The 25783-nt window shown below is 68.3% G+C and carries 22 protein-coding genes, 1 tRNA gene and 3 pseudogenes; 14 read left to right on the forward strand and 12 right to left on the reverse strand.

What is annotated here, in order from left to right; translation table 11 throughout:
• Positions 1 to 185 precede the first annotated feature (185 nt).
• From CJ177_RS38815 to CJ177_RS38835, 5 genes and pseudogenes are all read left to right on the forward strand, one after another.
• Positions 186 to 845, forward strand: a complete 660-nt coding sequence (locus tag CJ177_RS38815; protein WP_005248292.1) for a hypothetical protein — start codon at positions 186 to 188, stop codon at positions 843 to 845.
• Positions 842 to 1294 (forward strand): annotated as a pseudogene (locus CJ177_RS48790) (HNH endonuclease). The gene CJ177_RS38815 and the pseudogene CJ177_RS48790 overlap by 4 nt, the downstream one beginning before the upstream one ends.
• Positions 1295 to 1375: 81 nt before the next feature.
• Positions 1376 to 1460 (forward strand) — tRNA-Leu (locus CJ177_RS38825).
• 141 nt (positions 1461 to 1601) lie between these two features.
• Positions 1602 to 2003 (forward strand): hypothetical protein, encoded by a 402-nt coding sequence (locus tag CJ177_RS38830; RefSeq protein WP_005248296.1) that lies wholly within the window; start codon positions 1602 to 1604, stop codon positions 2001 to 2003.
• On the forward strand, positions 2000 to 2365 hold the full coding sequence (locus CJ177_RS38835; RefSeq protein WP_005248298.1) for a DUF3817 domain-containing protein: 366 nt from the start codon (positions 2000 to 2002) through the stop codon (positions 2363 to 2365). Before CJ177_RS38830 ends, CJ177_RS38835 begins: the two co-directional genes overlap by 4 nt.
• A gap of 137 nt (positions 2366 to 2502) precedes the next feature.
• Here the strand turns inward: CJ177_RS38835 and rdgB are convergent, their stop codons facing one another.
• The 11 genes from rdgB to clpS form a co-directional block, all read right to left on the reverse strand.
• Positions 2503 to 3120 (reverse strand): RdgB/HAM1 family non-canonical purine NTP pyrophosphatase, encoded by a 618-nt coding sequence (gene rdgB, locus CJ177_RS38840; protein WP_005248299.1) that lies wholly within the window; start codon positions 3118 to 3120, stop codon positions 2503 to 2505.
• Positions 3121 to 3124: 4 nt separating this feature from the next.
• Positions 3125 to 3913, reverse strand: a complete 789-nt coding sequence (gene rph / locus CJ177_RS38845; RefSeq protein WP_005248301.1) for a ribonuclease PH — start codon at positions 3911 to 3913, stop codon at positions 3125 to 3127.
• A 45-nt stretch (positions 3914 to 3958) separates the two neighbouring features.
• Positions 3959 to 4717, reverse strand: a complete 759-nt coding sequence (locus tag CJ177_RS38850; RefSeq protein ID WP_179443392.1) for a cyclic nucleotide-degrading phosphodiesterase — start codon at positions 4715 to 4717, stop codon at positions 3959 to 3961.
• A 122-nt stretch (positions 4718 to 4839) separates the two neighbouring features.
• Positions 4840 to 5790, reverse strand: a complete 951-nt coding sequence (locus CJ177_RS38855; protein WP_025432973.1) for a PLP-dependent cysteine synthase family protein — start codon at positions 5788 to 5790, stop codon at positions 4840 to 4842.
• A gap of 344 nt (positions 5791 to 6134) precedes the next feature.
• Positions 6135 to 6803, reverse strand: a complete 669-nt coding sequence (locus tag CJ177_RS38860; RefSeq protein WP_061045798.1) for a rhomboid family intramembrane serine protease — start codon at positions 6801 to 6803, stop codon at positions 6135 to 6137.
• A gap of 19 nt (positions 6804 to 6822) precedes the next feature.
• Entirely contained in the window at positions 6823 to 7785 is a 963-nt protein-coding gene (locus tag CJ177_RS38865; RefSeq protein ID WP_005262003.1) for a PLP-dependent cysteine synthase family protein, read from the reverse strand.
• Positions 7786 to 7793: 8 nt separating this feature from the next.
• Positions 7794 to 8066, reverse strand: a complete 273-nt coding sequence (locus tag CJ177_RS38870) for a MoaD/ThiS family protein (protein ID WP_095870214.1) — start codon at positions 8064 to 8066, stop codon at positions 7794 to 7796.
• Between the two features lie 63 nt (positions 8067 to 8129).
• Complete coding sequence (locus tag CJ177_RS38875; protein ID WP_231914128.1) at positions 8130 to 8549, reverse strand: Mov34/MPN/PAD-1 family protein; 420 nt, start codon at positions 8547 to 8549, stop codon at positions 8130 to 8132.
• Positions 8550 to 8664: 115 nt separating this feature from the next.
• The gene (locus tag CJ177_RS38880; protein WP_005248320.1) at positions 8665 to 9735 is read right to left on the reverse strand and encodes a P1 family peptidase; all 1071 of its coding nucleotides are present in this window, start codon (positions 9733 to 9735) and stop codon (positions 8665 to 8667) included.
• Positions 9732 to 10319 (reverse strand): DUF2017 domain-containing protein, encoded by a 588-nt coding sequence (locus CJ177_RS38885; RefSeq protein ID WP_005248321.1) that lies wholly within the window; start codon positions 10317 to 10319, stop codon positions 9732 to 9734. The genes CJ177_RS38880 and CJ177_RS38885 overlap by 4 nt, the downstream gene beginning before the upstream one ends.
• 36 nt (positions 10320 to 10355) lie before the next feature.
• A complete protein-coding gene (gene clpS / locus CJ177_RS38890; protein WP_005248322.1) occupies positions 10356 to 10694 on the reverse strand; it encodes an ATP-dependent Clp protease adapter ClpS in 339 nt (112 codons plus the stop codon).
• Between clpS and CJ177_RS38895 the strand changes: the two genes are divergently transcribed.
• From CJ177_RS38895 to CJ177_RS38915, 6 genes and pseudogenes are all read left to right on the forward strand, one after another.
• Complete coding sequence (locus tag CJ177_RS38895; RefSeq protein WP_095870215.1) at positions 10693 to 12072, forward strand: nicotinate phosphoribosyltransferase; 1380 nt, start codon at positions 10693 to 10695, stop codon at positions 12070 to 12072. The two genes, clpS and CJ177_RS38895, sit on opposite strands and share 2 nt — an antisense overlap.
• Positions 12069 to 12701 (forward strand): isochorismatase family protein, encoded by a 633-nt coding sequence (locus CJ177_RS38900; RefSeq protein WP_061045764.1) that lies wholly within the window; start codon positions 12069 to 12071, stop codon positions 12699 to 12701. The genes CJ177_RS38895 and CJ177_RS38900 overlap by 4 nt, the downstream gene beginning before the upstream one ends.
• A 9-nt stretch (positions 12702 to 12710) precedes the next feature.
• Entirely contained in the window at positions 12711 to 14759 is a 2049-nt protein-coding gene (locus tag CJ177_RS38905) for an ATP-dependent DNA helicase (protein ID WP_005262018.1), read from the forward strand.
• A 54-nt stretch (positions 14760 to 14813) separates the two neighbouring features.
• Positions 14814 to 15230, forward strand: a pseudogene (locus tag CJ177_RS49585) (ATP-binding cassette domain-containing protein); the annotation flags it as partial.
• Positions 15231 to 15263: 33 nt separating this feature from the next.
• Positions 15264 to 15734, forward strand: a pseudogene (locus CJ177_RS49590) (DUF4162 domain-containing protein); the annotation flags it as partial.
• The gene (locus CJ177_RS38915; RefSeq protein WP_061045762.1) at positions 15731 to 17323 is read left to right on the forward strand and encodes an ABC transporter permease; all 1593 of its coding nucleotides are present in this window, start codon (positions 15731 to 15733) and stop codon (positions 17321 to 17323) included. The pseudogene CJ177_RS49590 and the gene CJ177_RS38915, both read left to right, overlap by 4 nt.
• Before the next feature lie 17 nt (positions 17324 to 17340).
• Here CJ177_RS38915 and glgP read toward each other — a convergent pair whose 3' ends face one another.
• The gene (gene glgP, locus CJ177_RS38920; protein WP_095870218.1) at positions 17341 to 19938 is read right to left on the reverse strand and encodes an alpha-glucan family phosphorylase; all 2598 of its coding nucleotides are present in this window, start codon (positions 19936 to 19938) and stop codon (positions 17341 to 17343) included.
• A 160-nt stretch (positions 19939 to 20098) separates the two neighbouring features.
• Here glgP and CJ177_RS38925 point away from each other — a divergent pair, with 160 nt between their 5' ends.
• Genes CJ177_RS38925 through CJ177_RS38935 form a run of 3 tightly spaced genes read left to right on the forward strand, consistent with a single transcriptional unit; the run spans position 20099 to position 25783 of the window.
• Positions 20099 to 22117: a maltotransferase domain-containing protein gene (locus tag CJ177_RS38925; RefSeq protein WP_061045760.1), complete on the forward strand. Its 2019-nt coding sequence runs from the start codon at positions 20099 to 20101 to the stop codon at positions 22115 to 22117.
• Positions 22117 to 24315 (forward strand): 1,4-alpha-glucan branching protein GlgB, encoded by a 2199-nt coding sequence (gene glgB / locus CJ177_RS38930; protein ID WP_005248330.1) that lies wholly within the window; start codon positions 22117 to 22119, stop codon positions 24313 to 24315. The genes CJ177_RS38925 and glgB overlap by 1 nt, the downstream gene beginning before the upstream one ends.
• Positions 24316 to 24331: 16 nt before the next feature.
• On the forward strand, positions 24332 to 25783 hold the full coding sequence (locus CJ177_RS38935; protein ID WP_005248331.1) for a neutral zinc metallopeptidase: 1452 nt from the start codon (positions 24332 to 24334) through the stop codon (positions 25781 to 25783).

Genomic DNA, 25783 nt, shown 5'->3' on the forward strand with positions numbered 1-25783 from the left:
CCAAGAACCTGAGGAAAGCCTCATATTAATCGTTATCAATCTGTTACCACCTTGACGAAGCCCCAGGTTCATGCAGGTCCGCGCCCCCGAATCCGGGTCCGCGACCAGCGAAAGCGAACCTGTCGGACCCTCGCACTAATGTTCGAATCCAGGAACTGCCGACAGCCATTCTCCGGGGGGAAGAAATGAGCACAGCCCACGTCCGCGCCCTACTCGATCACGTCGCCGCCGAACTGCCGCGAGAGCTTTGGCCGCATTGGACGGAGGGCTGGCCGCACGAGATCGAAGCCGGGCTGCTCGATGCCGCGTTCTCCGCACGCGCGACGTACGGCACACCCACCACGGGGGTTCGCGCCGTCATCACCCGCTGGCGCGATCACCGGGCCGCACCCCTCGACGACCTCACGGCACTCGCCGCGCACGCCGATGAACCCGAAGGCCTCCTGGCCGTCCTGAACAATCGGCAGCGAGTACCGGGGAACTACACCACCAAGGCCGAGGCCGTCGCCTCGGCGGCACGCTCGCTCGCCGAGCTGGGCTGCACCACCTCGGCGGATCTCCGCGACGACGAGGCCCAGCGGAACGCGATCGTGGGGGTGCCCGGGTTCGGTATCGCCACCTGGGAGTGCTTCGCCATGCAACTCGGCGTCCGCACCACCGGAACTCACCAATTGGTGTGCGATTTTCTCGGCGAGGCACTCGATCTCGAATCACCCCCATCGACTGCAGCCACCGAAGACCTCGTCGCCGCAGCAGCAGCGCGGCTCGAGATCACACCTACCGCCTTCACCCACGCCGTCTGGCGATACCAGCGCGCGCAGCGGCGGGTGGCGGGTGCGCGATGAAGTACACGCGGGAATTGCCCGAGCAGGCGGTCGCAGAATCGACGGGCTACGCCGGCGTCATGCGCTACCTCGGACTGAAGCCCGCTGGTGGGTGGGACGCACGCGCACCTGAGTCGGCAGATCAAGAAGTTCGGGATCGTTACGACGCATTTCACGGGGAGTGCACACACCAAGGGCAAGCCGGCTCGCAATCGCATGTCGTGGGAGGAGATTCTCGTGGAACGACCACCAGGTAGCGCACGAGTGAAACCACATCTGTTGCGCCGGGCCCTGATCGAGGCCGGAGTCGTATACGAATGCGTTCTCTGCGGCCTCGGTGACGACTGGTGCGGACTCCCACTGATCCTGCACGTGGACCACATACGGGTCACCCGTCGGACTCCCGCTTGGAGCAAGTTCGATTCCTGTGCCCCAACTGCCACAGCCAGACTGCGACGTGGGCCGGATGAAAGAGCCGCGACGGGGGCGAACGAGCCGATTGACATGTGTTGCGGGGGGTGCATTGGATCATGGCGTAGTCTGTCCATCGCGCGCGAGTGGCGTAATTAGGCAGCCGCGTCAGGTTTAGGTCCTGGTGTCCGAAAGGACGTGGGGGTTCGAGTCCCCCCTCGCGCACTTCTCGGGCTTTTCGCCCATTCGGCGGTTACATCTTCGACAGCGCCTCGCGGCCCGTCGGGCGCACGTGGCGGCTGTGACCGCCGCCATAGCGGCAACCTCTCCTAGCAGCGCATTCAGCGATTCAGGTACCGTCGTTACGTGTCCGGTAACCGTAAGCAACGCCGCCCCGCGCTGATTCTGTTGGTGGTCGTCGGGGCTGTCGGGTGCCTTGCACTCGGCTGGTGGCAGTGGACACGTTTCGAAGCGGTGGGCGGGACCGGCCAGAATCTCGGATATGCGTTCCAGTGGCCGCTGTTCGCGGCGTTCCTCGTCTACGCCTATCGGCGATTCGTGCAGCTCGAGGACGCCGAACCGGCTGACCCCGCCGACGTCCCGGATGCTCCCACCGAACTGCGGGAGATCCCGGCAGACGTCTTGCCCCCTCGCCCCTCGGTGGCCGAGGACGATGATCCGGACGATCTCGAGAGCCGGCAGATTTCGCAGTACAACCAGTACCTCGCCGAGCTGTCCGCTCGCGAGACCGATAGGAGCACCACGTGAGCACGGGCCAAGACGAGACGACTGCCGGTTCGGTCGCAGACACCGCGAAGCAGAAGAAGATCGCCCCCGCGCTCCTGCGCTACCGCGTCCTCGCCTACGCCACCGGTGTGTGGCTGCTGGTCCTCACCGCAGAGATGGTGGCCAAGTACATCTTCAAGGTCGACAACCTGCCCACCTGGATCGCCGTGGTCCACGGCTGGGTGTACTTCGTCTACCTGCTGGTGACGCTCGACCTGGCGGTCAAGGTGCGCTGGCCCGCGGGCCGGACGGTCGGGACGCTCCTCGCGGGCACCATCCCGTTCCTGTCGTTCTACGTGGAGCACCAGCGGACCAAGCAGGTCCGCCGCGACTTCGGTCTCTGATCGAACCGGTCGGCTCCCTCACATGACGACCGGCTGCCCGGTGATCATCGCGATCACGTAGGTCAGCCAGGCGAGCGGTGTCTGCGGCACCATCATCGGCGACATGAGAAACCTCCTCCCGTCAAGCGTAGCGAGTGTCAGCGCCCGGTGAGCGCCGCCAGGGCGGGGACGAGCTGAACGAGCGCCCGCCCTCGGTGCGAGGACGCGTCCTTCTCCTCGGATGACAGCTGGGCGGCCGATCGGGTGTCCCCGTCGGGCACGAACACCGGGTCGTAGCCGAACCCGCCGTCGCCGACGGGCTCGCGGGCGATGCTCCCCCGCCATTCGCCGCGGACCACCGATTCCTCGCCACCGGGCACCACGAGCGCGCACGCCGAGACGAACGCCGCTCCCCTGCGGTCGTCGGGCACGTCACCGAGCTGAGCCAGGACCAGGGCGGTGTTCGCGGGATCGTTTCCGTGCGTGCCCGACCACCGTGCGGACAAAATTCCGGGCATGCCGTTCAGTGCGTCCACCTCGATTCCGGAATCGTCTGCGACACAGGGCAATCCGGTTGCGGCGGCACCGTCGCGCGCTTTCGCCAGGGCGTTCTCCTCGAACGTCGCACCCGTTTCGGGGGCCTCGGGGTACTCGGGCACGGCATCGAGTCCGACCAGTTCGATTCCGTCGACACCGGCTGCCGCGAGCACCCGATGCAGTTCCCGGAGTTTCTTCGCGTTGCGGCTCGCCACCAGCACTCGTGTGGTTCCCGGCACCGAGCTAGCTCCCGAACTTCTTCTTCGACGTCTCCGGGACCTTCGGCTCCGGAAGCACACCGGGGTAGGGCAGTTCGAGTGCGGCCTTCTGGATCTCGAACAGCTGCTCGCACCCTGCGAGCGCGGAATCCAGCAGTTTGTCGAGCGTGCTCCGCGGGAACGTCGCGCCCTCGCCGGTGCCCTGGATCTCGACGAGAGTACCGGTGTCGGTGGCCACCACGTTCATGTCGACCTCGGCGCGCGAGTCCTCCTCGTACGGCAGGTCGAGGCGCACACGGCCGTCGACGACGCCCACACTCACCGCGGCGATGCCGCAGGAGATCGGCTGGGGGTCGGCGAGACGGCCGGCGGCGCGGAGGTAGGTCACCGCGTCGACCAGGGCCACGTAGGCGCCGGTGATGGCGGCGGTGCGAGTCCCGCCGTCGGCCTGCAGCACGTCGCAGTCGAGGGCGATGGTGTTCTCACCGATGGCGGCGAGGTCGATGCAGGCGCGGAGGGAGCGTCCGACCAGCCGGCTGATCTCCTGGGTCCGTCCACCGACCTTGCCCTTGACGGACTCTCGGCCGCTGCGGGTGTGGGTGGCGGCGGGCAGCATGGCGTACTCGGCCGTCAGCCAGCCGAGTCCGGAACCCTGACGCCAGCGGGGAACACCGTCCTCGACGCTGGCCGTACACATCACCCTGGTGTTTCCGAATTCCACCAGCACCGATCCCGCGGGATGAGTGGTGAAACCCCGGGTGATCTTGACCTCGCGGAGTTCGTCGTCCGCCCTACCGTCTTCTCGTGTGGTCACGGCAGAGAGCCTAGTCGCCCCCGTCCGGGGGGCGGGCACACGGCTTCAGACGGTGTAGACGCCGCCCGCGGACACCGCGTGCACGGGGCCGGAGAATTCGGCCTTGGCCTCGGCGATGACGTCTTCACGCGACGTCCACGGCGGTATGTGGGTGAGCAGCAGTTCGGCGACACCGGCGCGGTGTGCGACCTGACCGGCCTCGGTGCCCGAGAGGTGGATCCCTTCGGGCCGGTCCGGACTGTGTGTCCACGACGCCTCGGCGAGCAGTACGTCGGCCGCGCGGGCGAGGTCGATCACTTCTTCGCACATGCCGGTGTCGCCGGTGTACACGAGGGTGCGCCCGGCGCCGTTGGTCACGCGGAACCCGTACGCCTCGGGCGGGTGGTTGACCCGGCGCGCGGTGATGGTGAGGTCGCCGAACGTGACCGGTTCGCCGTCGGCCCAGTGGTGCAGGTCGATCGTGTCGGAGATGTCGTCGATGTCGCCGCCGCACTCCGCGGACGCGACGCCGATCCGGCGGGCGGTGTCGGACGGGCCGTAGACGAGTGCGCGCCCCTTCGGCGGGTGAGGATGATAGCGACGCCAGACGAGCAGTCCGGGGAGGTCCAGGCAGTGGTCCGCGTGCAGGTGGCTGAGTAGGACGGAGACCTCGCCGGGATCGGCGAACCGCTGGAGCGCACCGAGGACACCGGGTCCGAAGTCGAGTACCAGCGGCGGTGTGTCCGGCGCGGTCAACAGATAACCCGATGCAGGTGAGTCTGGTCCGGAGACGCTCCCTGAACACCCCAGGACGGTAATGCGCATACCCGCCATGCTGCCACGACGACCCGTTTCGGAAAAAGCTTCCGACCGAATTGGCGCGTCGACCTCACAACCGATGGGGAACTGTGACCTGACCATGCCGATCTACCGCGGATCCGCCGCCGTTACCGTTCCCATGCCTCCTCGAGGACCCGGACCTGTGGGTCGTAGGTGCCGGTCGAGAGGTACTTCCATCCGGCGTCGGCGACCACGAACGCGATGTCGGCCCGCTGCCCCGTCTCGACGGCGCACCGTGCCACATCGAGTGCGGCATGGAGATTGGCGCCGGTGGACGTACCGGCGAAGATTCCCTCGACGTCGATCAGCTCGCGGGTGCGCTGGATCGCCTCGGCGTGACGTACCCGGAATCGCCGGGTGAGTACCGATTCGTCGTACAGTTCCGGAACGAATCCCTCTTCGATGTTGCGGAGACCGCAGACCATTTCCCCGAAGCGCGGTTCCGCGGCCACGATCTCGACGCCGTCGACGTGCTCGCGGAGAAACCGGCCCGTACCCATCAGTGTCCCGGTGGTGCCGAGCCCCGCGACGAAGTGGGTGATCTCGGGAAGATCCCGCAGGATTTCCGGCCCCGTGGTCTCGTAGTGTGCCATCGCGTTGGCCGGGTTGCCGTATTGGTAGAGCAGTACCCAGTCCGGATTCTCGTCCGACAGCCGCATCGCGACGGCGACGGCCTCGTTGGAACCACCCGCGGCCGGAGAGTCGATGATCCGGGCGCCGAACATCGTCAGCAGCTGGCGGCGCTCCATCGACGTGTTCTCGGGCATCACGCAGATCAGCTGGTAGCCCTTCAGTTTGGCGGCCATCGCCAGGGAGATACCGGTGTTGCCGCTGGTCGATTCGAGAATCGTCGCACCGGGAGTGAGACGGCCGTCCCGTTCTGCCTGCTCGATCATGCGTAGCGCCGGGCGATCCTTGATCGAACCGGTGGGATTGTGATCCTCGAGTTTGGCCCACAGCCGCACCGGGCTGCTGCCGTTCCAGCGTGGCGACAGCCGGGGCAGGCCGACCAGAGGTGTGTTCCCGAGAGTGTCGATGTACGAATCGAACCTTGCCACGGCAGCGATCAGCCTCCCGTGACTACACAGCGAACGGACGGACACTCGCCGTCGACGTCGGGGGTCGAAACTGTGACAGCCATGATCAACTCCTGAGGGTGCGGTGGGGTGCGGCGACGGAGATCCGCCGCTGGGCACGCCCGGACGTCGGCGACGCGGCGTGTGCGCGAACCCGTGAGTTCGAACCACCTCCACCGGCCCTCCGTGACGACACTGTCGACAGCTCTGAACTACGCAGTTCCTGGGTGCCCGGATCTCGGGTGGAGCGTACCAGCAGGCCCTACTCGCAGCGGTCGGATGCGCCGTACACGCCGGTGGATCGCACGTGCCTCATCCCGAGGTGATCACCCGAACGATTGTGGCCCCACCGCTTTCCGGGCCCGCTGCTTCCTGGCGTCCGCGGAGAGCAGCCAGGCCGCGACGACACCGCCGACGGCGCCGAACAGATGTCCCTGCCAGGACACACCGGGAGCGCTGGGCAACACACCCCACAGCAGGCTGCCGTAGACGACGAACACCACGACGCCGACGAGGATCTGGCCGAGGCTGCGGGCGAAGATTCCCCGGACCAGCAGGTAGGCGAGCCAGCCGAAGATCAGGACGGAGGCGCCGATGTGGTTGGAATAGGATCCACCGGTCAACCAGGTGCCCAGACCTCCGACCACCCAGACGATCCCGGTGGCGGCGAGGCCGCGGGCGATGCCCGACAGCAGCACGAGGAACCCGAGGACCAGCAGCGGGACGGTGTTCGCGAACAGGTGTGCCCAGTCGTCGTGCAGGACCGGGGCGAACAGGATCCCCCACAGCCCGTCGACGGAGCGCGGCCCGACTCCGTTCTCTTCGAGTCGCTCGTCGGACGCCACGTCGACGATCTCGATGACGTACAGCAGCATCGTGAAGGTGCCGATGAGGATTGCGGACTGCAGCCACAGCGGCTTCGACTTCGGTGCCGGCGACGCGCCGCCCCTGGGCACCGGCGAGCCGAATCGCGAGGAGTCGAACGACGAAGTCATGATCCACACACCCCTGTCGTCATGCCCACAACTGCCCTTCCAGTGCTTCTTCTGCTTCCTCGACCGTACCGCCGTATGCGCCGGTCGACAGATATTTCCATCCGCCGTCGGCGACGATGAACGCGATGTTCGCCGCGCGTTCGGCCTTGACGGCCTTGCGCGCCACCCCCAGCGCGGCGTGGAGGATCGCGCCGGTCGAGATGCCCGCGAAGATGCCTTCGTTGTCGATCAGTTGCCGGGTGCGGCGGACGGCGTCGGCGGGGCCGACGGAGAACCGCGAGGTGAGGACGGATTCGTCGTACAACTCGGGGACGAAGCCTTCGTCGATGTTACGGAGGCCGTACACGAGTTCGCCGTAGCGGGGCTCGGCCGCCACGATCTCGATGCCGTCGACGTGTTCGCGGAGGTAGCGTCCCACACCCATCAGGGTGCCGGTGGTGCCGAGACCCGCGACGAAGTGGGTGATCTCGGGAAGGTCGCGCAGTATCTCGGGGCCGGTGGTCTCGTAGTGCGCCAGCGCATTCGCGGGATTGCCGTACTGGTACAGCATCACCCAGTCGGGATGCTCCGCGGACAGCTCCTTGGCCACGGCGACAGCCTGATTCGATCCACCGCGCGCGGGTGAGTCGATGATCTGCGCACCGAACATCGTGAGCAGTTGCCTGCGTTCCACGGACGTGTTCTCGGGCATCACGCAGATCAGGTGGTAGCCCTTGAGTTTCGCGGCCATCGCGAGCGAGATCCCGGTGTTCCCGCTGGTCGGTTCGAGGATCGTGGCGCCGGGTGTCAGGGTGCCGTCGTTCTCGGCCTGCTCGATCATGCGGAGAGCGGGCCGGTCCTTCACCGAACCGGTGGGGTTGCGGTCTTCGAGCTTCGCCCACAGGCGGACCGGCGCAGCGCCGTTCCAGCTCGGCGACAGGCGGGGCAGCCCGACGAGGGGTGTGTCGCCCAGGGTGTCGATCAGCGAATCGAACCGCGCCACGGCCGCGATCAGCCTCCGGCGACGGCGGGCAGGATCGTCACGGAGTCCCCGTCGGCCACCTCGGTGTCGAGTCCGCCCGAGAATCGGACGTCCTCGTCGTTGACGTACACGTTGACGAAGTGGTGCAGGCGGCCGTCGTTGATCAGGCGGTCCTTGATGCCGCCGTAGTTGCCGTCGAGATCGTCGATGACGGCGGAGAGTGTGGGACCTGTTGCCTCCACCCGCTTTTCACCGCCGGTGTGGGTACGCAGGATGGTGGGGATCGAAACTGTGACAGCCATGGTCAGCTCCTCGGGATGTGGGTGTCTTTGCATGCCGCGGGCCCGTCGCGAGGGACGGCACCGTCACTTGTCGGGGATGTCTGCCACGGACGTGTGGGCGAACTTGTAGCTCTGGACCACGTCGACGGGTTCCTCGGTGACGACACCGTCGACGATGCGGTAGCTGCGCAGTTCGTGGGCGTCGGGGTCGCGGGTGGAGATCAGCACGTAGTGGGCGTCCGGTTCGGACGCGAAGGAGATGTCGGTCCGGCTGGGGTACGCCTCGGTGGCGGTGTGCGAGTGGTAGATCACGACGGGCACCTCGTCGGCGTCGTCCATCGCCCGCCACACCTTCAGTTGCTCACCCGAGTCGAAGCGGTAGAACGTCGGCGAACGCTCGGCGTTGATCATCGGGATGTGCCGTTCGGGGCGGTCGGAGCCTTCCGGCCCGGCGATGACCCCGCACGCCTCGTCGGGGTGGTCGGCGCGCGCATGCGCCACCATCGCCTCGACGAAGTCCGATCGAATCACCAGCACGTCATCCACCTCCGTGAGCGCCATCCTAGGTGCGCACCGGCGAGTCGGCCACCGACCGGCCGGTACCTCAGGAACGCGTACCTCAGGAACGCAGTGCAGAGGGGAACAGTTCGCGGTAGGTGGGAATTCCCGCGACGGGGGTGGCGCTGAGGACGGCGTCGACGATGGCCTTCTCCACCACTTCGGCGGCGGCGGTGCAGACGGCGTCGACGACGGGCAGGTCGGGCGGGAACGCGTCGGGCACTCCCGGCGGGTGGTGAACGGGGTGGATACCGGTGGAGAGCGCGAAGATCGTGTCGCCGTCGAGCGGCGAGTGCGCCGGCCGGATCGCGCGGGCAAGCCCGTCGTGGCCCGCGACGGCGACGCGGCGTAACGCCGCCTTCCCCAGGACGGCGTCGGTCGCGACGACCCCGATGGTCGTGTTGAGGACGGTGCTCTTGGCGATCAGTTCGCGCGCCGCCGACACCTCGGCGGCGTCCGGGGGTCTGAGCCCGAATGCGGCTGCACCCACGGTGGCGACACCCCAGGGCAGTCCGGTCGCCGGGTCGAACACGGTTCCGACGGGATTGGCCACCATCAGCGCGGACACCGTGATGCCCTTCGCCGGACCGTCCGTGACGACGACGCTCGCCGTTCCGACACCCCCTTTGAGCGCGCCCGCACGCGCACCGACTCCGGCGCCCACCGAACCGGAGAGCACGGTGTGGGACGCGGAATCTGCTGCCCGGTAACCGAATTCGGCGGTGGGGCGCGTGCGCCAGTCACCGACCGGTAGATCGAAGATCACGGCGGCGGGAACGATCGGAACCACCTGATCGGGCTCCCCCATGGCGATTCCGTGACCGTGCTCCTCGAGCCACCGCATGACGCCGTCCGCGGCGGCGAGTCCGTAGGCGCTGCCGCCGGTCAGGACGATCGCGTGAACCCTCCGGACGCTGTGGCTGGGGTCGAGAAGGTCGGTTTCCCGGGTGCCCGGTCCCCCGCCACGGACGTCGACCGCTCCGGTCGCGCCGTGCGGCGCGAGGACCACGGTGCACCCGGTGGCGGCGCCGCTTCCGAGCGTGGCGTCGCCGTCGAGTTCGTGGTGGTGCCCGACGCTCAGGCCCACCACATCGACGAGCGAATCGGTGCGGCCCGGCGTCGTGGCCGTCACGGCGCGAGTGCCTGAACGAGCGAGTCCTGCATCCAGGTCAGCCAGTGGTAGATGTCCAGGTGCGGTGCGCGGGGATCGGCGGGATCGAGTTCGTCGGGCGTGTCGGCGTCGATGCCCAGGTTGGTGCCCAGCGCCAGCCGGACGTCGTTGAGACCGCTGAGCCAGGCGTCGGCCTGCTCCGGCGTGAGCAGCACCTTGCCGCCGTTCTCGGGCACCGTGTGGAGAATGACCGAGCCCGCCGCCAGTTTGGCGTCGATGATCTCCGGTTCGTGGAGTCCGCGCAGCGCACCGTTGATGTCGGCCTTCGATTCGGCGCGGATCTCGTCGTCGTCCGGCGCGTCCATGTCGGGACGGTGGAAGTCGGGTAGCAGCCGGGCGAGGACCTCCTCGTCGGGTGCCGCCGTGTTGCCCGTCCGCATCCCGGTGAGCGCCGCGAGTTCGTCCTCCGGGGCGGACGCGGCCCGCTCCTCGAGGAGGCCGAGGACGGAGGCGACCAGCGATCGCAGCACCGTGGCCTCGTGCGCGTCCATCTCCGAACGCAGTTTCACACCGCCGAGCGAGTTCTTCCTGCTCCACATCCGCACGTCGTGTACCGAGTTCCTTACTGTCCGAACGGAAAGTTAGCTGCCGTCACGCTGCATCGTGGCCCACAGGCCGGCCGCGTGCAGCTTGCGTACATCGTTTTCGACCTTGTCCCGGGAGCCGCTCGACACCACGGCCTTCCCCTCGGAATGAACCTGCATCATCAATTCCGTGGCCTTGGCTTTGCTGTACCCGAAGAGCTTCTGGAAAATGTAGGTGACGTAGTGCATCAAATTCACCGGATCGTCCCACACGACGGTGATCCAGGGACGATCATTGGCTTCATCGATCTCGGCGACCTCCGACTCTGCAGGGGTGACCTGCGGCGATGCCGGCATGGCATCCACGAATGGAGCTGTCGTCGAGCAATGAGCCATGACACCAGGGTACGACGCTCCTCCACTGGGCGACACCGCGGCTTACAGTGGCCGGGTGTCCAGAGACAGCACCGCCTTGTTCACCGACCAGTACGAGTTGACGATGTTGTCGGCGGCCCTCGCCGACGGTTCCGCCCACCGACGCTGCAGTTTCGAGGTGTTCGCCCGCCGGCTCCCCGACGGCCGCCGCTACGGAGTCGTCGGCGGCACCGCCCGTCTGGTTGCCGCGCTGTCGAACTTCCGTTTCGGCGAGCGGGAACTCGAGATCGTGTCCCGCTTCCTCGACGAGGCGACCGTCGCATGGCTGCGTGACTATCGCTTCGGCGGGGACATCGACGGCTACCGGGAGGGCGACTTCTATTTTCCCGGCTCCCCGATCCTCTCCGTCCGCGGAACGTTCGCGGAATGCGTCCTACTCGAGACGCTGAGCCTGTCGATCCTCAACCACGACAGCGCGATCGCGTCCGCCGCCGCACGCATGGTCAGCGCTGCCGACGGACGCCCCATGATCGAGATGGGTTCGCGGCGCACCCACGAGGAATCCGCGGTGGCGGCGTCCCGCGCCGCCTACCTGGCGGGTTTCACGGCCACGTCGAATCTGGAGGCGGTCCGCAGGCACGGAGTGCCCGGTGCGGGTACCAGCGCGCACGCGTTCACCCTGTTGCACACCACCCCGGACGGGCCGGACGAGGCGGCGGCGTTCCGCGCGCAGGTCGCAGCGCTCGGAGTCGGGACCACGCTCCTCGTCGACACGTACGACATCACCGAGGGCGTCAAGACCGCCGTCGAGGTCGCGGGCCCCGCACTCGGGGGCGTCCGGATCGACTCCGGCGATCTGGGCGTCCTGGCCCGGCAGGTCCGCAGGCAGCTCGACGACCTCGGTGCGACCAGGACGAAGATCGTCGTCTCCGGCGACCTCGACGAATACGCCATCGCCGCGTTGCGGGCCGAACCGGTGGACGTCTACGGCGTCGGCACGTCCGTCGTCGTCGGCTCCGGCGCGCCGACCGCCGGCATGGTCTACAAACTCGTCGAGGTGGACGGCATCCCCGTCGAGAAGAGGAGCAGCAACAAGGCGTCGCGGGGCGGCACCAAGCGGGCGCTGCGATTCGCCCGTGACACCGGAACCCTGGTGGAGGAGGTCGTGTACTCGGCACACTCGGACGCACCCGGCTCGGCCGGCCTCGAGGCGCGGGACCTGCTGGTCCCGCTGGTGCGGGGCGGTGAGACCGTCTGCGACACGACTACCCTGGAAGACAGCAGATCCCTCCTGGCGGCGGGCCTCGTGAGCCTGCCCTGGGAGGGCCTGAAGCTCTCCCACGGCGAGCCCGCGATCCCGGTGCGCTTCGCCGAACCCGAACCCAGGAGGGCACCATGACCGACATCGAGAACACCGACCTCCGGCGGGCGCTGCTCGTGGTCGACGTCCAGAACGACTTCTGCGAGGGCGGCTCCCTCGCCGTCGACGGCGGTTCCGCGGTCGCGGCCGCGATCAGCCGCTTCCTGGCGGCGACCGAATACGACGCCGTCGCGGCCACGATCGACCACCACATCGAGCCGGGCCACCACTTCTCCGACGAACCGGACTACGTCGACACCTGGCCGGTGCACTGCAAATCGGGAACGTCCGGCGCGGACTTCCACCCCGACCTCGACCTGAGCAGCATCGAATCGGTGTTCTCCAAGGGCGAGTTCTCGGCGGCCTACTCGGGCTTCGAGGGCAAGAACTCCGACGGCCAGAGCCTGGAGAAATGGCTGCGTGCGGCGGGAGTCACCGAGGTCGACGTCGTGGGGATCGCCACTGATCACTGCGTGGTCGCGACGGCTCTCGACGCCGTGGCCGCCGGATTCCCGACGCGCGTCCACCTCCCCCTCACTGCAGGCGTCGCCCCCGCGACCGTCGAGGCCGCGATCACCGCGATGCGGGCCGCCGGGGTGCGCCTCGTGGGCCGCGATGCAGACACCCCCTCGGACCGCGTGACGATTTCTGACGTAGGTCCCGAGTAACCTGCTCGGGTGCCTGAAAACCTCCCCAACGTCCCCGAGCTGTTGCGCACGGCGGTGCGGTCGCTGGGCGGTGCCGAGCGGTCCAACCAGCTGACCATGGCTTCCGCCGTCGCGCATTCGATCGACACCGGGGAGCATCTGGCCGTCCAGGCCGGGACTGGCACCGGCAAGTCCCTCGCCTATCTGGTGCCGAGCGTCCGGCATGCGGTGCAGAGCGGGAAGACGGTCATCGTCTCGACGGCCACCATCGCACTGCAGCGTCAGCTGATCGACCGCGACATGCCGCGGCTCGCGGACGCGCTCGAGGGCTCGCTCGGACGGAGACCGCACTTCGCGATCCTCAAGGGCCGCAACAACTATCTGTGCATGAACAAGATCCATACCGGGTCCGCCGAGGAGCCTCCCACGGACGAGCTGTTCGACCCGTTCGCGGTGTCGCGGCTCGGACGGGAGGTCCAGCGCCTCACCGAGTGGTCCTCGGACACCGAGACCGGCGACCGCGACGACTTGGCCCCCGGAGTCAGCGACAAGGCGTGGCGCCAGGTCAGCGTCACCGCCCGCGAATGCCTCGGCAAGTCTCGGTGCCCGGTCGGCGAGGACTGCTTCGCGGAGCGGGCCCGCGCGGAGGCCTCGCAGGTCGACGTCGTGGTCACGAACCACGCCCTGCTCGCCATCGACGCCATCACCGGGATCGCGATCCTCCCCGAACACGACGTCGTGGTCATCGACGAGGCGCACGAACTGGTCGACCGCGTCACGAACGTCGCCACCGCGGAGTTGGCGGCGTCGACGATCAGTGCCGCGGCGCGGCGCTGCGCGAAGCTCGTCGAGGAGCAGGACGCAGACCGCCTCGAGGCTGCGGGCGAGGGCTGGGCCGCGCTCCTCGAGGAGTTGCGGCCGGAACGGTGGGAGGCGTTGCCGCCCGGCGCGGCCCCCGCTCTTGCCGCGGTCCGCGACGCCGCCTGGTCGCTGCGCACGGCGATCGGGCCGTCCCGTCCCGGTATGGCGTTGAGCGACCCGGAGGCCGCGGCGGCACGCAACACCGCACTCGCCTCGGTCGAGGAGGTACACGACAGCGCCGTCCGCGTTCTCAGCGCCTTCGACGAGCCGGATCCGGCCAAGCGTCACGACGTGGTGTGGCTGGCCGCCGACGACAATCGCGGGTCGATCCGCCGGGTGGTGCGGATGGCGCCGCTGTCGGTCGGCGGGCTGCTGCGTTCCCGGCTGTTCGCCGAATCGACCGTGGTCCTGACGTCCGCCACGCTGACCGTGGGCGGATCGTTCGACGGCCTGGCGGTCAACTGGGGACTTCCGGCCGAATCGTCCGTCGTGATCGATCCGGCGATGGCCACCGGCTCCGAGGCGCCGTCCGATTCGGGCACGCTCAAATGGAACGCCCTCGATGTCGGGTCGCCGTTCGACCATGCCCGCGCCGGCATCATCTACATCGCGAAGCAGCTTCCGCCGCCGGGGCGGGACGGCCTGTCCCCCACGTATCTCGACGAGATCGCCGAACTCGTCGAGGCGGCGGGCGGGCGCACGCTGGGATTGTTCTCCTCGATGCGGGCCGCCAAGGCCGCGTCCGAGGCGATGCGCGACCGGCTCGACACCCCGATCCTGTGCCAGGGCGACGACTCGACGGGCGCCCTCGTCCGGGCGTTCGCAGGCGACGAGCCGACGTCGCTGTTCGGCACGCTGTCGCTGTGGCAGGGTGTCGACGTGCCGGGACCGTCCCTGAGCCTCGTGATCCTCGACCGCATCCCCTTCCCCCGCCCCGACGACCCGTTGCTGGTCGCCCGGCAGAAGGCCGTCGAGTCGCGCGGCGGAAACGGGTTCCTTTCCGTCGCAGCCAATCACGCGGCGCTGCTGCTCGCCCAGGGTGTGGGACGTCTGCTACGCAGCGTCGACGACAAGGGTGTGGTGGCCGTCCTCGATCCGCGGCTCGCCACGGCCCGCTACGCCGGGTATCTGCGGGCCTCGCTGCCACCGTTCTGGGAGACGTCCGATCCGGAAGTCGTGCGTAAGGCACTGGGGCGGATCCGCGATTCGCGCCCGTGACCGCTGTCGCGCACTGAGTCGGACAGCGGATCGGTGCGCACCTATGCTCGACCGATGGACCTTGCGATCTCAGTCCGCGGACTCACCAAGAAGTTCGGCGAAGTCCTCGCCCTCGACGGCCTCGATCTGGAGGTGAAGTCGGGTGAGGTGCACGGATTCCTCGGACCCAACGGCTCGGGCAAGTCCACGACCATCCGGGTGCTCCTCGGTCTGCTGCGCGCCGACGGCGGCTCGGCGTCCGTTCTCGGTTCCGATCCGTGGCACGACTCCGTTCCCGTGCATCGGCGACTCGCCTACGTTCCGGGTGACGTGAACCTGTGGCCCAACCTGTCCGGCGGCGAGGCGATCGACCTCCTCGGGCGGCTGCGCGGCGGACTCGATCCGGTCCGTCGCGCGTCGCTGATCGAGCGGTTCGAACTCGACCCCACCCGCAAGGGCCGCACCTATTCGAAAGGCAACCGGCAGAAGGTCGCCCTCGTGGCGGCGCTCGCCGCCGACACCGAACTCCTCATCCTCGACGAGCCGACGTCGGGCCTGGACCCGTTGATGGAGGCGGTGTTTCAGGAATGCATCACCGAATTCGCCCGTAGCGGACGCACTGTGCTGTTGTCCAGCCACATCCTCGCCGAGGTCGACGCGCTGTGCCACGCCGTCACCATCATTCGCGCGGGCAGGACCGTGCAGGCGGGAACACTGTCCGAACTGCGCCATTTCACCCGCACCACGGTGACGGCGACCACCCGGATCAGGCCCACTCCCATCGCGAACGTCCCCGGTGTGCACAACCTGCAGAAGGGTGAGGATGCGAACACGGTGACGTTCGACGTCGATTCCGATCAGATCGATCCGGTCATGACCACACTGACGGGGCTGGGCATCGTCTCGATCACCGCCAACCCGCCGACGCTCGAGGACCTGTTCCTCCGCGAGTACCGCGACGAGGTCGAGGCACTCGGGATCGGACGGCCCCAGTGAGTCGACTGAGCGGAACGGGGGTGCTCGCCGAACTGGCGGTGCGCACCGACCGGGTCCGGATTCCGGTGTGGACGGTCGCGGTGGCGGGCCTCACCGTCCTGATCGCGTCGAGTTACTCCACCATCTACCCGACCGCCGAATCCCGGCAGGCCCGCGCCGAACTCATCTCGTCCCCGGCCGCCACGGCTCTCGCCGGGCCGGGGTACGGCCTGGACGACTACACGCTCGGTGCGATGGTCGCCAACGAGATCGCCGGCATGACGATGGTGGCCGTGGCGATCATGTCGGTGCTGCTGGTGACGCGGCATCTGCGGACGGAGGAGGAAACCGGGCGCACGGAACTGGTACGCGCCGGCGTCGTCGGGCGATACGCGGGAATCACGGCGGGGTTGATCTCCGCGGCGCTCGCCAATGTGTTCGTCGCGCTTCTGCTCGTCATCGGACTGCTCGCCGTGGGTCTGCCTCCGGCGGGTTCGCTGAACATGTCCGCGGGTGTGCTGGTGGTGGGGCTGGTGTTCACCTCGCTGTCAGCGCTGGCGTCCCAGTTCACCGAACACGCCCGCACTGCAAGCGGTGTCGGGATCTCCGCGATCACCGTCGCGTATCTGCTGCGTGCGGTGGGCGACGTGCAGCAGGGACACAGCGGGAGCCTGCTGACGTGGGTGTCGCCGATCGGCTGGTCGCAGGCCACTCGCGCCTACGTCGACGAACGGTGGTGGCCGTTGCTGATCGGCATCGTCGCGGCGGCGCTGACCGTCGGGTGCGCGTATGCCGCCATCGGTCGCCGGGACGTCGGGGCGGGGCTCCTCGCGCCGCGGGGCGGGCGCGCCGAGGCGTCGCCCCGCCTGACCGGTGTCACCGCGCTGGCGGCCCGTCAGCAGCGCGGCCAGATCCTCGCCTGGGGTGTCGGTGTGTTCGCGCTGTCGCTGCCGATCGGTTCACTCGGCAGGCAGATCAGCGACTTCATCGACCAGGATCCCGATCTCGCGCAGCTGCTGCCGGGTGGCGCCGCGGCGGCCGCCGACGGTGCGTTCGCCCTGTATCTGGTGTTCCTGGTGGTGATGGCGGCGATGTACGCCGTCGGTGCCGTCATATCCATCCGCTCGGAGGAATCGTCCGGTCGCGCCGAGGAGGCACTGTCCACCCCGGTGTCCCGGGCGTCGTGGCTCGGTGGCCAGCTGGCCGTGATCGCCGGTGCGGCCGTCGCGATCACGGTGGCGGCAGGGGTCGGCATGGGGATCACCGCGGCGTTCACGCTGTCCGATGCGGGCGCGCTCGGCCGGCTGATCGGCGCGGCCCTGAACACCGTGCCGGCAGTGCTGGTGATCGTCGGTGCGTGCGCAGCCGTCTACGGCCTGATTCCCCGCGCGCTGCCGGCGTTGTGGGCATTCCTGGGCTACGTTCTCGTCGCCGGAATGTTCGGGGAAGTGCTCCCGGACTGGTTCGGGGTGCTCTCCCCCTTCCACTACACGCCGGCCCTGCCTGCCGAGAGTTTCTCGGCGACTCCCCTCGCGGTTCTGTTGCTTCTCGCGGCGGCCCTGTTCCTCGCCGCCGTCACCGGATTCCGACGCCGGGACGTCGGCCGGTGACGGCTCGGTAGCGCCGGTCAGGGGTTCGGCACCGTCACCAGACCCAGCTCCGACGGGTCGACGAGCAACCGGTGGTGCGGAAGGACCCGCACCGTGTATCCGACCGACCCGGACAGCGGCAGGGCCAGGTCTGCGACGAACAGCTCCCCCGACTCGTCCGATGGGGAATGGGTCATCGGGACCGTGACGATGTCGGTGAGCTCCTCGTCCGGTCCGGCCTTTCCGATCACGGCCTGCACGGTGACGTCCGAAACGGACAGTTCGCCGAGGCGGATGCGGGCGCGGAGCACCAGATTGGCGCCGATCTCGGGGGTGTCGGGCAGCCCCGCGCCGTCGACCTGAAGGACCGCCACCGACGGCCAGGCGGCCTCGACGCGGCGACGGAACGCGGCGAGTTCGCGGGCGCCGGCGAAGTTCTCCGCCGCCACCATCCGGGCCGATTCGGCGGCGGGCGCGTAGTACTGGACGGCGTAGTCGCGCACCATCCGCGATGCAAGCACCTTGGGCCCGAGATTCTGCAGGGTGTGACGGACCATCTCCACCCAGCGCACCGGCAGGCCGTCCGCACGGTCGTAGAACCTCGGCAGGACGGCGCGCTCGAGCAGTTCGTACAGTGCGCTGGCCTCGAGGTCGTCACGCCGTGCCTCGTCGACGACGCCGTCGGCGGTGGGGATGGCCCAGCCGTTCTCGCCGTCGAACATCTCGTCCCACCAGCCGTCCCGGATCGACAGGTTCAGTCCGCCGTTGAGGGCGGACTTCATACCCGACGTGCCACACGCCTCCAGCGGGCGCAACGGGTTGTTGAGCCACACGTCGCAACCCCAGTAGAGGTACCGCGCCATCGACATGTCGTAGTCGGGAAGGAAGGTGATGCGGTGCCGGACGTCGGCGGCGTCGGCGAACCGCACGACCTGCTGGATGAGGGCCTTCCCGCCGTCGTCCGCGGGGTGGCTCTTCCCGGCCACCACCAGCTGCACGGGACGTTTCTCGTCGAGGAGGAGGGCGCGGAGCCGCTCGGGGTCGCGCAGCATCAGCGTCAGTCGCTTGTAGGTGGGCACCCGCCGGGCGAAGCCGACGGTGAGCACGTTCGGGTCGAACACCTCGTCCGTCCAGCCGAGTTCGGCGGACGTGGCACCGCGTTCGATCCAGGACGCGCGGACCCGGCGGCGCACTTCCTCGACCAGTTTTCCGCGCAGCGCGTTGCGGGTCGACCACAGTTCCTCGGCGGACAGGTCCTGCAGCCGCTCCCAGCCGCGGGCCTCCTCCACCAGTTCGGGGCCCAGGATTCGGGTGGCGAGATCGATCCATTCGGGTGCGGCCCAGGTGGGCGCGTGGACACCGTTGGTCACCGAGCCGATCGGCACCTCCTCGGCGTCGAATCCCTGCCACAGCGGCTGGAACATCTCGCGGCTGACGATGCCGTGCAGCTTGGACACACCGTTGGCCCGTTGCCCGAGCCGCAGGCCCATGTGGGCCATGTTGAACACGGACGGATCCGATTCGCGGCCGAGTCCGAGGATCCGGTCGATCGTCAGCCCCGGCAGCAGCGACGATTCGTTCGCAGCGTTGTCGCCGCCGAAGTAGTGCCGCACGAGGTCGGCCGGGAACCTGTCGATTCCCGCAGGAACCGGGGTGTGGGTGGTGAAGACCGTACCGGCCCGGACCGTGGCCAGCGCCTCGTCGAAGTCGAGTCCGCCGGTGGTGACCAGTTCACGGATCCGCTCGATGCCGAGGAAACCCGCATGTCCCTCGTTCATGTGGAAGACGGCGGGATCGGGGAGGCCGTAGGCGTGGGTGTAGGCGCGCACGGCACGGACACCGCCGATGCCGGCGAGGATCTCCTGTTTGATGCGGTGGTCCTGGTCGCCGCCGTACAGACGGTCGGTGACGCCCCGCATCTCGGCGTCGTTCTCCGCGATGTCGGAGTCGAGCAGCAGCAGCGGGACGCGCCCCACCTGGGCGATCCACACGCGGGCGCGCAGAACCCGGCCACCGGGGATCGCGACGTGGACGAGGACGGGCGCCCCGTCCGACGACTGCGGCCCGGACTCGGTGAGCAGGCGCAGCGGCAGGCCCTGCGGGTCGTGCGGCGGGTAGTGCTCGGCCTGCCAGCCGTCCGCGGTCAGCGACTGCCGGAAGTAACCCGAGCGATACAACAGGCCGACACCGATCAGTGGCAGGCCCAGATCGGACGCCGCCTTCAGGTGGTCGCCTGCGAGAATTCCGAGACCGCCGGAGTAATTGGGCAGCACTTCGCTGACCCCGAACTCCATTGAGAAATACGCGATCCCACCGTCCAACGACACTCCCTTGGCCTGCTGGTTCTGATACCAGCGGGGGCGGGACAGGTAGTCGTCGAGGTCGGCGGCCGCGGCGTCGAGCCGGGCCAGGAACGCGACGTCCTCGGCCAGTTCGTCCAGGCGGGCCGGATCGACCTCCCCGAGCATGCGGACCGGGTCGAACTGCACCTGCCGCCACAGTTCCTCATCCAGCAATCCGAACAGTTCCTGCGTCGCCGGATGCCAGGACCAGCGAAGATTGGTGGACAGCGGACCGAGGGCAGCGAGCCGCTCCGGAAGGTGGGCTCGGACAGTGAACCGACGCAAGGCTTTCACCTCGCGAACGATAACGCACTACGGGCGTCGTTGCGCCGTGTCGGGGCGGGTAGACGTCAGAACTGCAATACGGACAGGAACCGGTCGACTCCATTACGGTTGAACGGGCGGCCCAGCCCACGAGCCGCCGGCAACTTCCGGCTATGGAACGGAGCCCAGTGTGACAGGTCGACTCGGTATCGACGACGTGGAACCGAACATCGGGTGCGGTCGGTATCCCGCCAAGGCCGTTGTGGGTGAGGTGTTTCCCGTCCGGGCAACCGTGTGGCGTGAAGGTCATGACGCCGTGGCCGCCACGCTTGCGGTGCGGGGACCGCGCAGTGCCGCGTCGGGCGGCTCGGCGACCTTCCGCATTCCGATGACCGGCGGTCCTGTGCCCGACACCGTCGACGGTTCGTTCACCCCGACCGGCGAGGGCATCTGGACGTTCCGGATCGAGGCCTGGAGCGATCCGCTCACCACATGGAAGCACGCGGTCGAGGCCAAGCTGGCAGTGGGACAGGGGCCGGCCGAACTGGCCAACGACCTCGAGATCGGTGCGCGGTTGTTCGAGCGAGCCGCGAAGGGCGTCCCCCGCGCGGACCGCTCGCGGCTGGCCGCGGTCGCGGCGTCGCTGCGTTCCGACCGTCACCTCTCCGAACGTGTGGCCCCGGCGTTCGGGTCGGACGTCACGGAACTGCTGCGCGCGCATCCGCTGCGCGATCTCGTCACGAAGAGCGAACCGCACACCGTGCTCGTCGATCGCACGCGCGCACTGTTCGGGTCCTGGTACGAGTTCTTCCCGCGATCCACCGGCGGCTGGGACGAGAACGGCAAGCCGCGGCACGGCACGTTCGCCACGTCCGTGGCGGCACTTCCCCGCATCGCGTCGATGGGATTCGACGTGGTGTACCTCCCACCCATCCACCCGGTCGGCAAGGTCAACCGGAAGGGCCCCAACAACACGCTGACACCCGGCCCCGACGACGTCGGTTCGCCGTGGGCCATCGGCTCGGACGAGGGCGGCCACGACGCGATTCATCCCCAGCTCGGGACGATGCGCGATTTCAAGGCGTTCATCGCTGCCGCCCGGAAGCTGCACATGGAGGTGGCGATCGATCTGGCCTTGCAGGCCGCACCGGACCATCCGTGGGCGAAGAAGCACCCCGAATGGTTCACCGTGCTCCCCGACGGCACCATCGCCTACGCCGAGAACCCGCCGAAGAAGTACCAGGACATCTACCCGGTCAACTTCGACGACGACCGCGACGGGATCTACGCGGAGGTCCTGCGGGTCGTCCGGCACTGGGTCGCGGCGGGCGTCAAGATCTTCCGGGTCGACAACCCGCACACCAAGCCGCCGGACTTCTGGGAGTGGCTGATCGCCGAGGTCAAGAAATCGGATCCGGACGTCCTGTTCCTGTCCGAGGCGTTCACCCGTCCCGCACGGTTGTACGGTCTCGCCCGCCGCGGTTTCACGCAGTCCTACACGTATTTCACGTGGCGGACCGCCAAGTGGGAGCTGACGGAGTTCGGCAAGGAGATCGCCGCCAAGGCCGACGAGGCGCGCCCCAACCTCTTCGTCAACACCCCGGACATCCTGCACGAGAGCCTGCAGACCGGCGGTCCGGGAATGTTCGCCCTGCGCGCCGCGCTGGCGGCGACCCTGTCCCCCACGTGGGGGGTGTACTCGGGATACGAACTGTACGAACATGTTCCGGTGCGCGTGGGCAGTGAGGAGTACCTCGACTCGGAGAAGTATCAGCTGCGTCCCCGAGATTTCGAGGGGGCCGCCGCGCGCGGCGAGTCCCTCGAACCGTGGATCACCGCGCTCAACCGGATCCGCAGGCAGCATCCGGCGTTGCAGCAGCTGCGCAACATCCATTTCCACCACGTCGACAACGACGCCCTGATCGCCTATTCCAAGTTCGACGCCACCACCGGCGATGCCGTGCTGACGGTGATCAACCTCAACCCGTACGGCGCCGAGCAGGGCAACGTGTGGCTGGACATGCCCGCGCTGGGCCGCGACTGGCACGACCACCTGACCGTGCTCGACGAGGTCACCGGGGAGCAGTATCACTGGGGGCAGGCCAACTTCGTGCGCCTGGAGCCGTGGCGCGCGGTGGCCCATATCCTGGCATTACCGTCGATCCCCTATCCGGCCAGAACGAAGCTGGCCTACCGCGGAGGTACATAGTGACCGTCGAACCGCCTGTCGCCATCGCACCCGACGCCGCCGACCTCGACCTGCTGTCCCGGGGCGAGCACCACAACCCGCACTCGATCCTGGGCGCGCACCCGCACCCAGACGGCACGGTGATCCGTGCACTGCGCCCCCACGCCGAGGGCGTCGACGCCGTCATCGGGGGGACGAGTTTCTCGCTGGAACACCTGGCGCACGGCGTGTGGGGCACCCTCGTCCCGTACCGGGATCTGATGGACTACCGGCTGTCCACGACGTGGCCGGGTGGCCACAACGACGTCTCCGCCGACGGGTACCGGTTCCTGCCCACGCTCGGCGAACTCGATCTGCACCTGTTCGGTGAGGGCAGGCACGAGCGGCTGTGGGAGATCCTCGGCGCGCACCGCCGCCGCTACGACACCCCCGACGGCACCGTCACCGGCACCTCGTTCGCCGTCTGGGCTCCCAATGCCCGCGGGGTGAGTGTGATCGGCGATTTCGACGGGTGGAGTGGGCGGAACTTCCCGATGCGGGTGCTCGGCTCCACCGGGGTGTGGGAGTTGTTCGTTCCCGGCATCGAGGTCGGCGACCTGTACAAGTTCCGGGTCCACGGACCGGACGGCACTGTCCGCGACAAGGCCGACCCCATGGCCTTCGCCACCGAGGTCCCTCCGGCTACCGCGTCCCGGGTGTCGGTCAGCACGTACGAATGGAACGACGCCGACTGGCTGGCGGAGCGCGCGGCCACCGAGCCGGCGCAGTCCCCGATGAGCGTGTACGAGGTTCACCTCGCTTCGTGGCGGCCCGGGCTGAACTACCGCGAGATGGCCGAACAACTCGCCGCCCACATCACCGAGACGGGATTCACCCACGTCGAGCTGCTGCCGGTCGCCGAGCACCCGTTCGGCGGTTCGTGGGGATACCAGGTCACGTCGTACTACGCGCCCACCTCACGATTCGGCTCCCCCGACGACTTCCGGTGGTTCGTCGACCACCTGCACGCCGCCGGCATCGGGGTCATCGTCGACTGGGTACCGGCCCACTTCCCCAAGGACGAGTGGGCACTGGCACGTTTCGACGGCACACCGCTCTACGAGCACAGCGATCCCCAGCGCGGCGAGCAACTCGACTGGGGAACGTACGTTTTCGATTTCGGGCGGCGCGAGGTCCGCAACTTCCTCGTCGCCAACGCGCTGTACTGGCTCGACGAGTTCCACGTGGACGGTCTGCGCGTCGACGCGGTCGCGTCGATGCTGTACCTCGACTATTCGCGGCCGGAGGGCGGTTGGACGCCGAACATCCACGGCGGCAGGGAGAACCTCGAGGCCGTCGCCTTCCTGCAGGAAACCAACGCCACGGTCCACAAGCAGCACCGCGGGGTCGTCACCATCGCGGAGGAGTCGACGGCGTGGCCGGGTGTCACCCGCGCGACCAACGTCGGCGGTCTCGGTTTCAACATGAAATGGAACATGGGGTGGATGCACGACACCCTCGGATTCATGGCTCACGATCCCGTCCACCGCAGCTATCACCATCACGAGATCACGTTCTCCCTGATGTACGCGTGGAGCGAGAACTATCTGCTGCCCATCAGCCACGACGAGGTGGTGCACGGCAAGGGCACGCTGTGGACGCGGATGCCCGGCGACGACTACGCGAAGGCCGCCGGTGTGCGGGCGCTGCTGGCGTACATGTGGTCGCACCCCGGCAAGCAACTGCTGTTCATGGGTCAGGAATTCGGACAGACGGCGGAGTGGTCCGAGGAGCGCGGACTCGACTGGTACCAGCTCGACGACCCGTATACCGGCGGCTTCCACCGTGGTCTGCTCCGGCTCGTCCACGACCTCAACGCCACCTACCGCGAGCACCCGGCGTTGTGGACTCTCGACACGTCACCGGGCGGGTTCTCCTGGATCGACGCCAACGACACCGCGAACAACGTCCTGAGCTTCCTGCGCTACGGCACCGATGGGTCGATCCTGGCCTGCCTGTTCAATTTCTCGGGTTCGCCGCATTCGCATTATCGTGTGGGCTTGCCAGAACGGGGCGAATGGCGTGAAATTCTCAACACCGACGCCGAGGTCTATGCGGGCTCGGGTTGGGGAAATCTCGGTGCGGTGACGGCAACGTCGCAGCCGTGGCACGGCCGTCCCGCCTCTGCAGAGGTGGCACTGCCCGCGAACGGCGCGATCTGGATGAGTCTGGAGCGTTGATGAAGGCACGGCCTTGCTGACCCGACGTCGGCAGTGGGCTGCGAGCGTGGGCGTTCTGGCCGTGGCCGCGGTCGTCCTGTCCGGGTGCACGCGGTCGGTGGACGGCGAGGCCGCGTCCATCTACGACGATCCGTTCAAGGTGGCTGGGCTGGATGCCACGTCGGGTCCGAGCGGTGCCCGCAAGGGCGTGGCCGACGCCGACGTGCCCGTCACCGGCACCGACGGCGGTGAGATCGACACGATGGCCGCCAACGCGGTGAGCGACATCGAGGATTACTGGCGCACCGAGTTCCCGGCGCTGTTCCAGCGCAAGTTCGAGCCGGTCGAGGAATTGATCTCCTGGGATCCGCGGGAGGCCGACGGCCCGCGATTCTGCGGGGACAGCACCGAGGAACTCCTCAACGCCGGTTACTGCAGCACCGACCACACGATCGGCTGGGACCGGGCGCTGCTGCTGCCCGAGGTCGTGGAGAAGTTCGGCGTCGTCGCCGCCGTGTTCGTTCTGGCACACGAGTACGGGCACGCCGTCCAGACGAAGGCGGGGATCGCCGAGGAGAACGTGGGCGGTGGCATCGTGCGGGAACAGCAGGCCGACTGCTTCGCGGGGGCGTTCATGCGGTACATCGCGGAAGACAAGGCGACCCATTTCACGCTGAACACGTCGGACGGGCTGAACAAGGTACTGGCGTCGGCGGTGGCGATCGGTGACACCGACCCGAACGATCCCGACAACGTGCACGGCTCGGCGTTCGAACGCGTCACCGCCACCCAGATCGGATTCACGGACGGTCCGGCGTCCTGCACGCGCATCGACGAGAAGGAGATCGACTCGCGTCGCGCGGATCTGCCTCAGCGGTTCGCCGACGAGAGCGACGACGGCGAACTCCCCGTCACCGAGGAGGCACTCGAGGCGTTCTTCACGTCGTTCCAGCAGATTTTCGATCTCAGCGATCCCCCGACGCTGCAACTCGACGGCGCCGACCTCGACTGCGCGGACGCCGAAGCGACCGAACCGGTGTCGTACTGCCCGGCCACCAACACGATCGGGGTCAGTGTCGACGCCCTCGCCGAACGCGGCACACCGGGCCGCCCGGGCAGGCGGGAACTCTTCCAGACCAAACTTACCGGCGACTACAACGCGTACGTCCTGCTCGCCTCGCGGTACACGCTGGCGTTGCAGCGGGACCGGGGCAACGATCTGCACTCGCCCCAGACCGCGCTGCGAGCCGCCTGCCTGTCCGGCGTCATCACCAGCGCGTTGAGCCCGGACAGTCCCGCCACCCTGGAGGCGGGCAGCGTGTGGCTGTCCCCCGGCGATCTCGACGAGGCCGTGTCGGGGCTGCTCACCGACGGACTCGCCGCCAGTGACGTCAACGGGGAGACCGTTCCGAGCGGATTCTCCCGGGTCGACGCGTTCCGCACCGGAGTGCTCGGCGGCGAGCAGGCCTGCGAGGGCCGGTACCGCTGA

Origin of the sequence: Rhodococcus sp. ACPA1 (assembly GCF_002300195.1) — a bacterium.
Taxonomy (GTDB): Bacteria; Actinomycetota; Actinomycetes; order Mycobacteriales; family Mycobacteriaceae; genus Rhodococcus_F; species Rhodococcus_F opacus.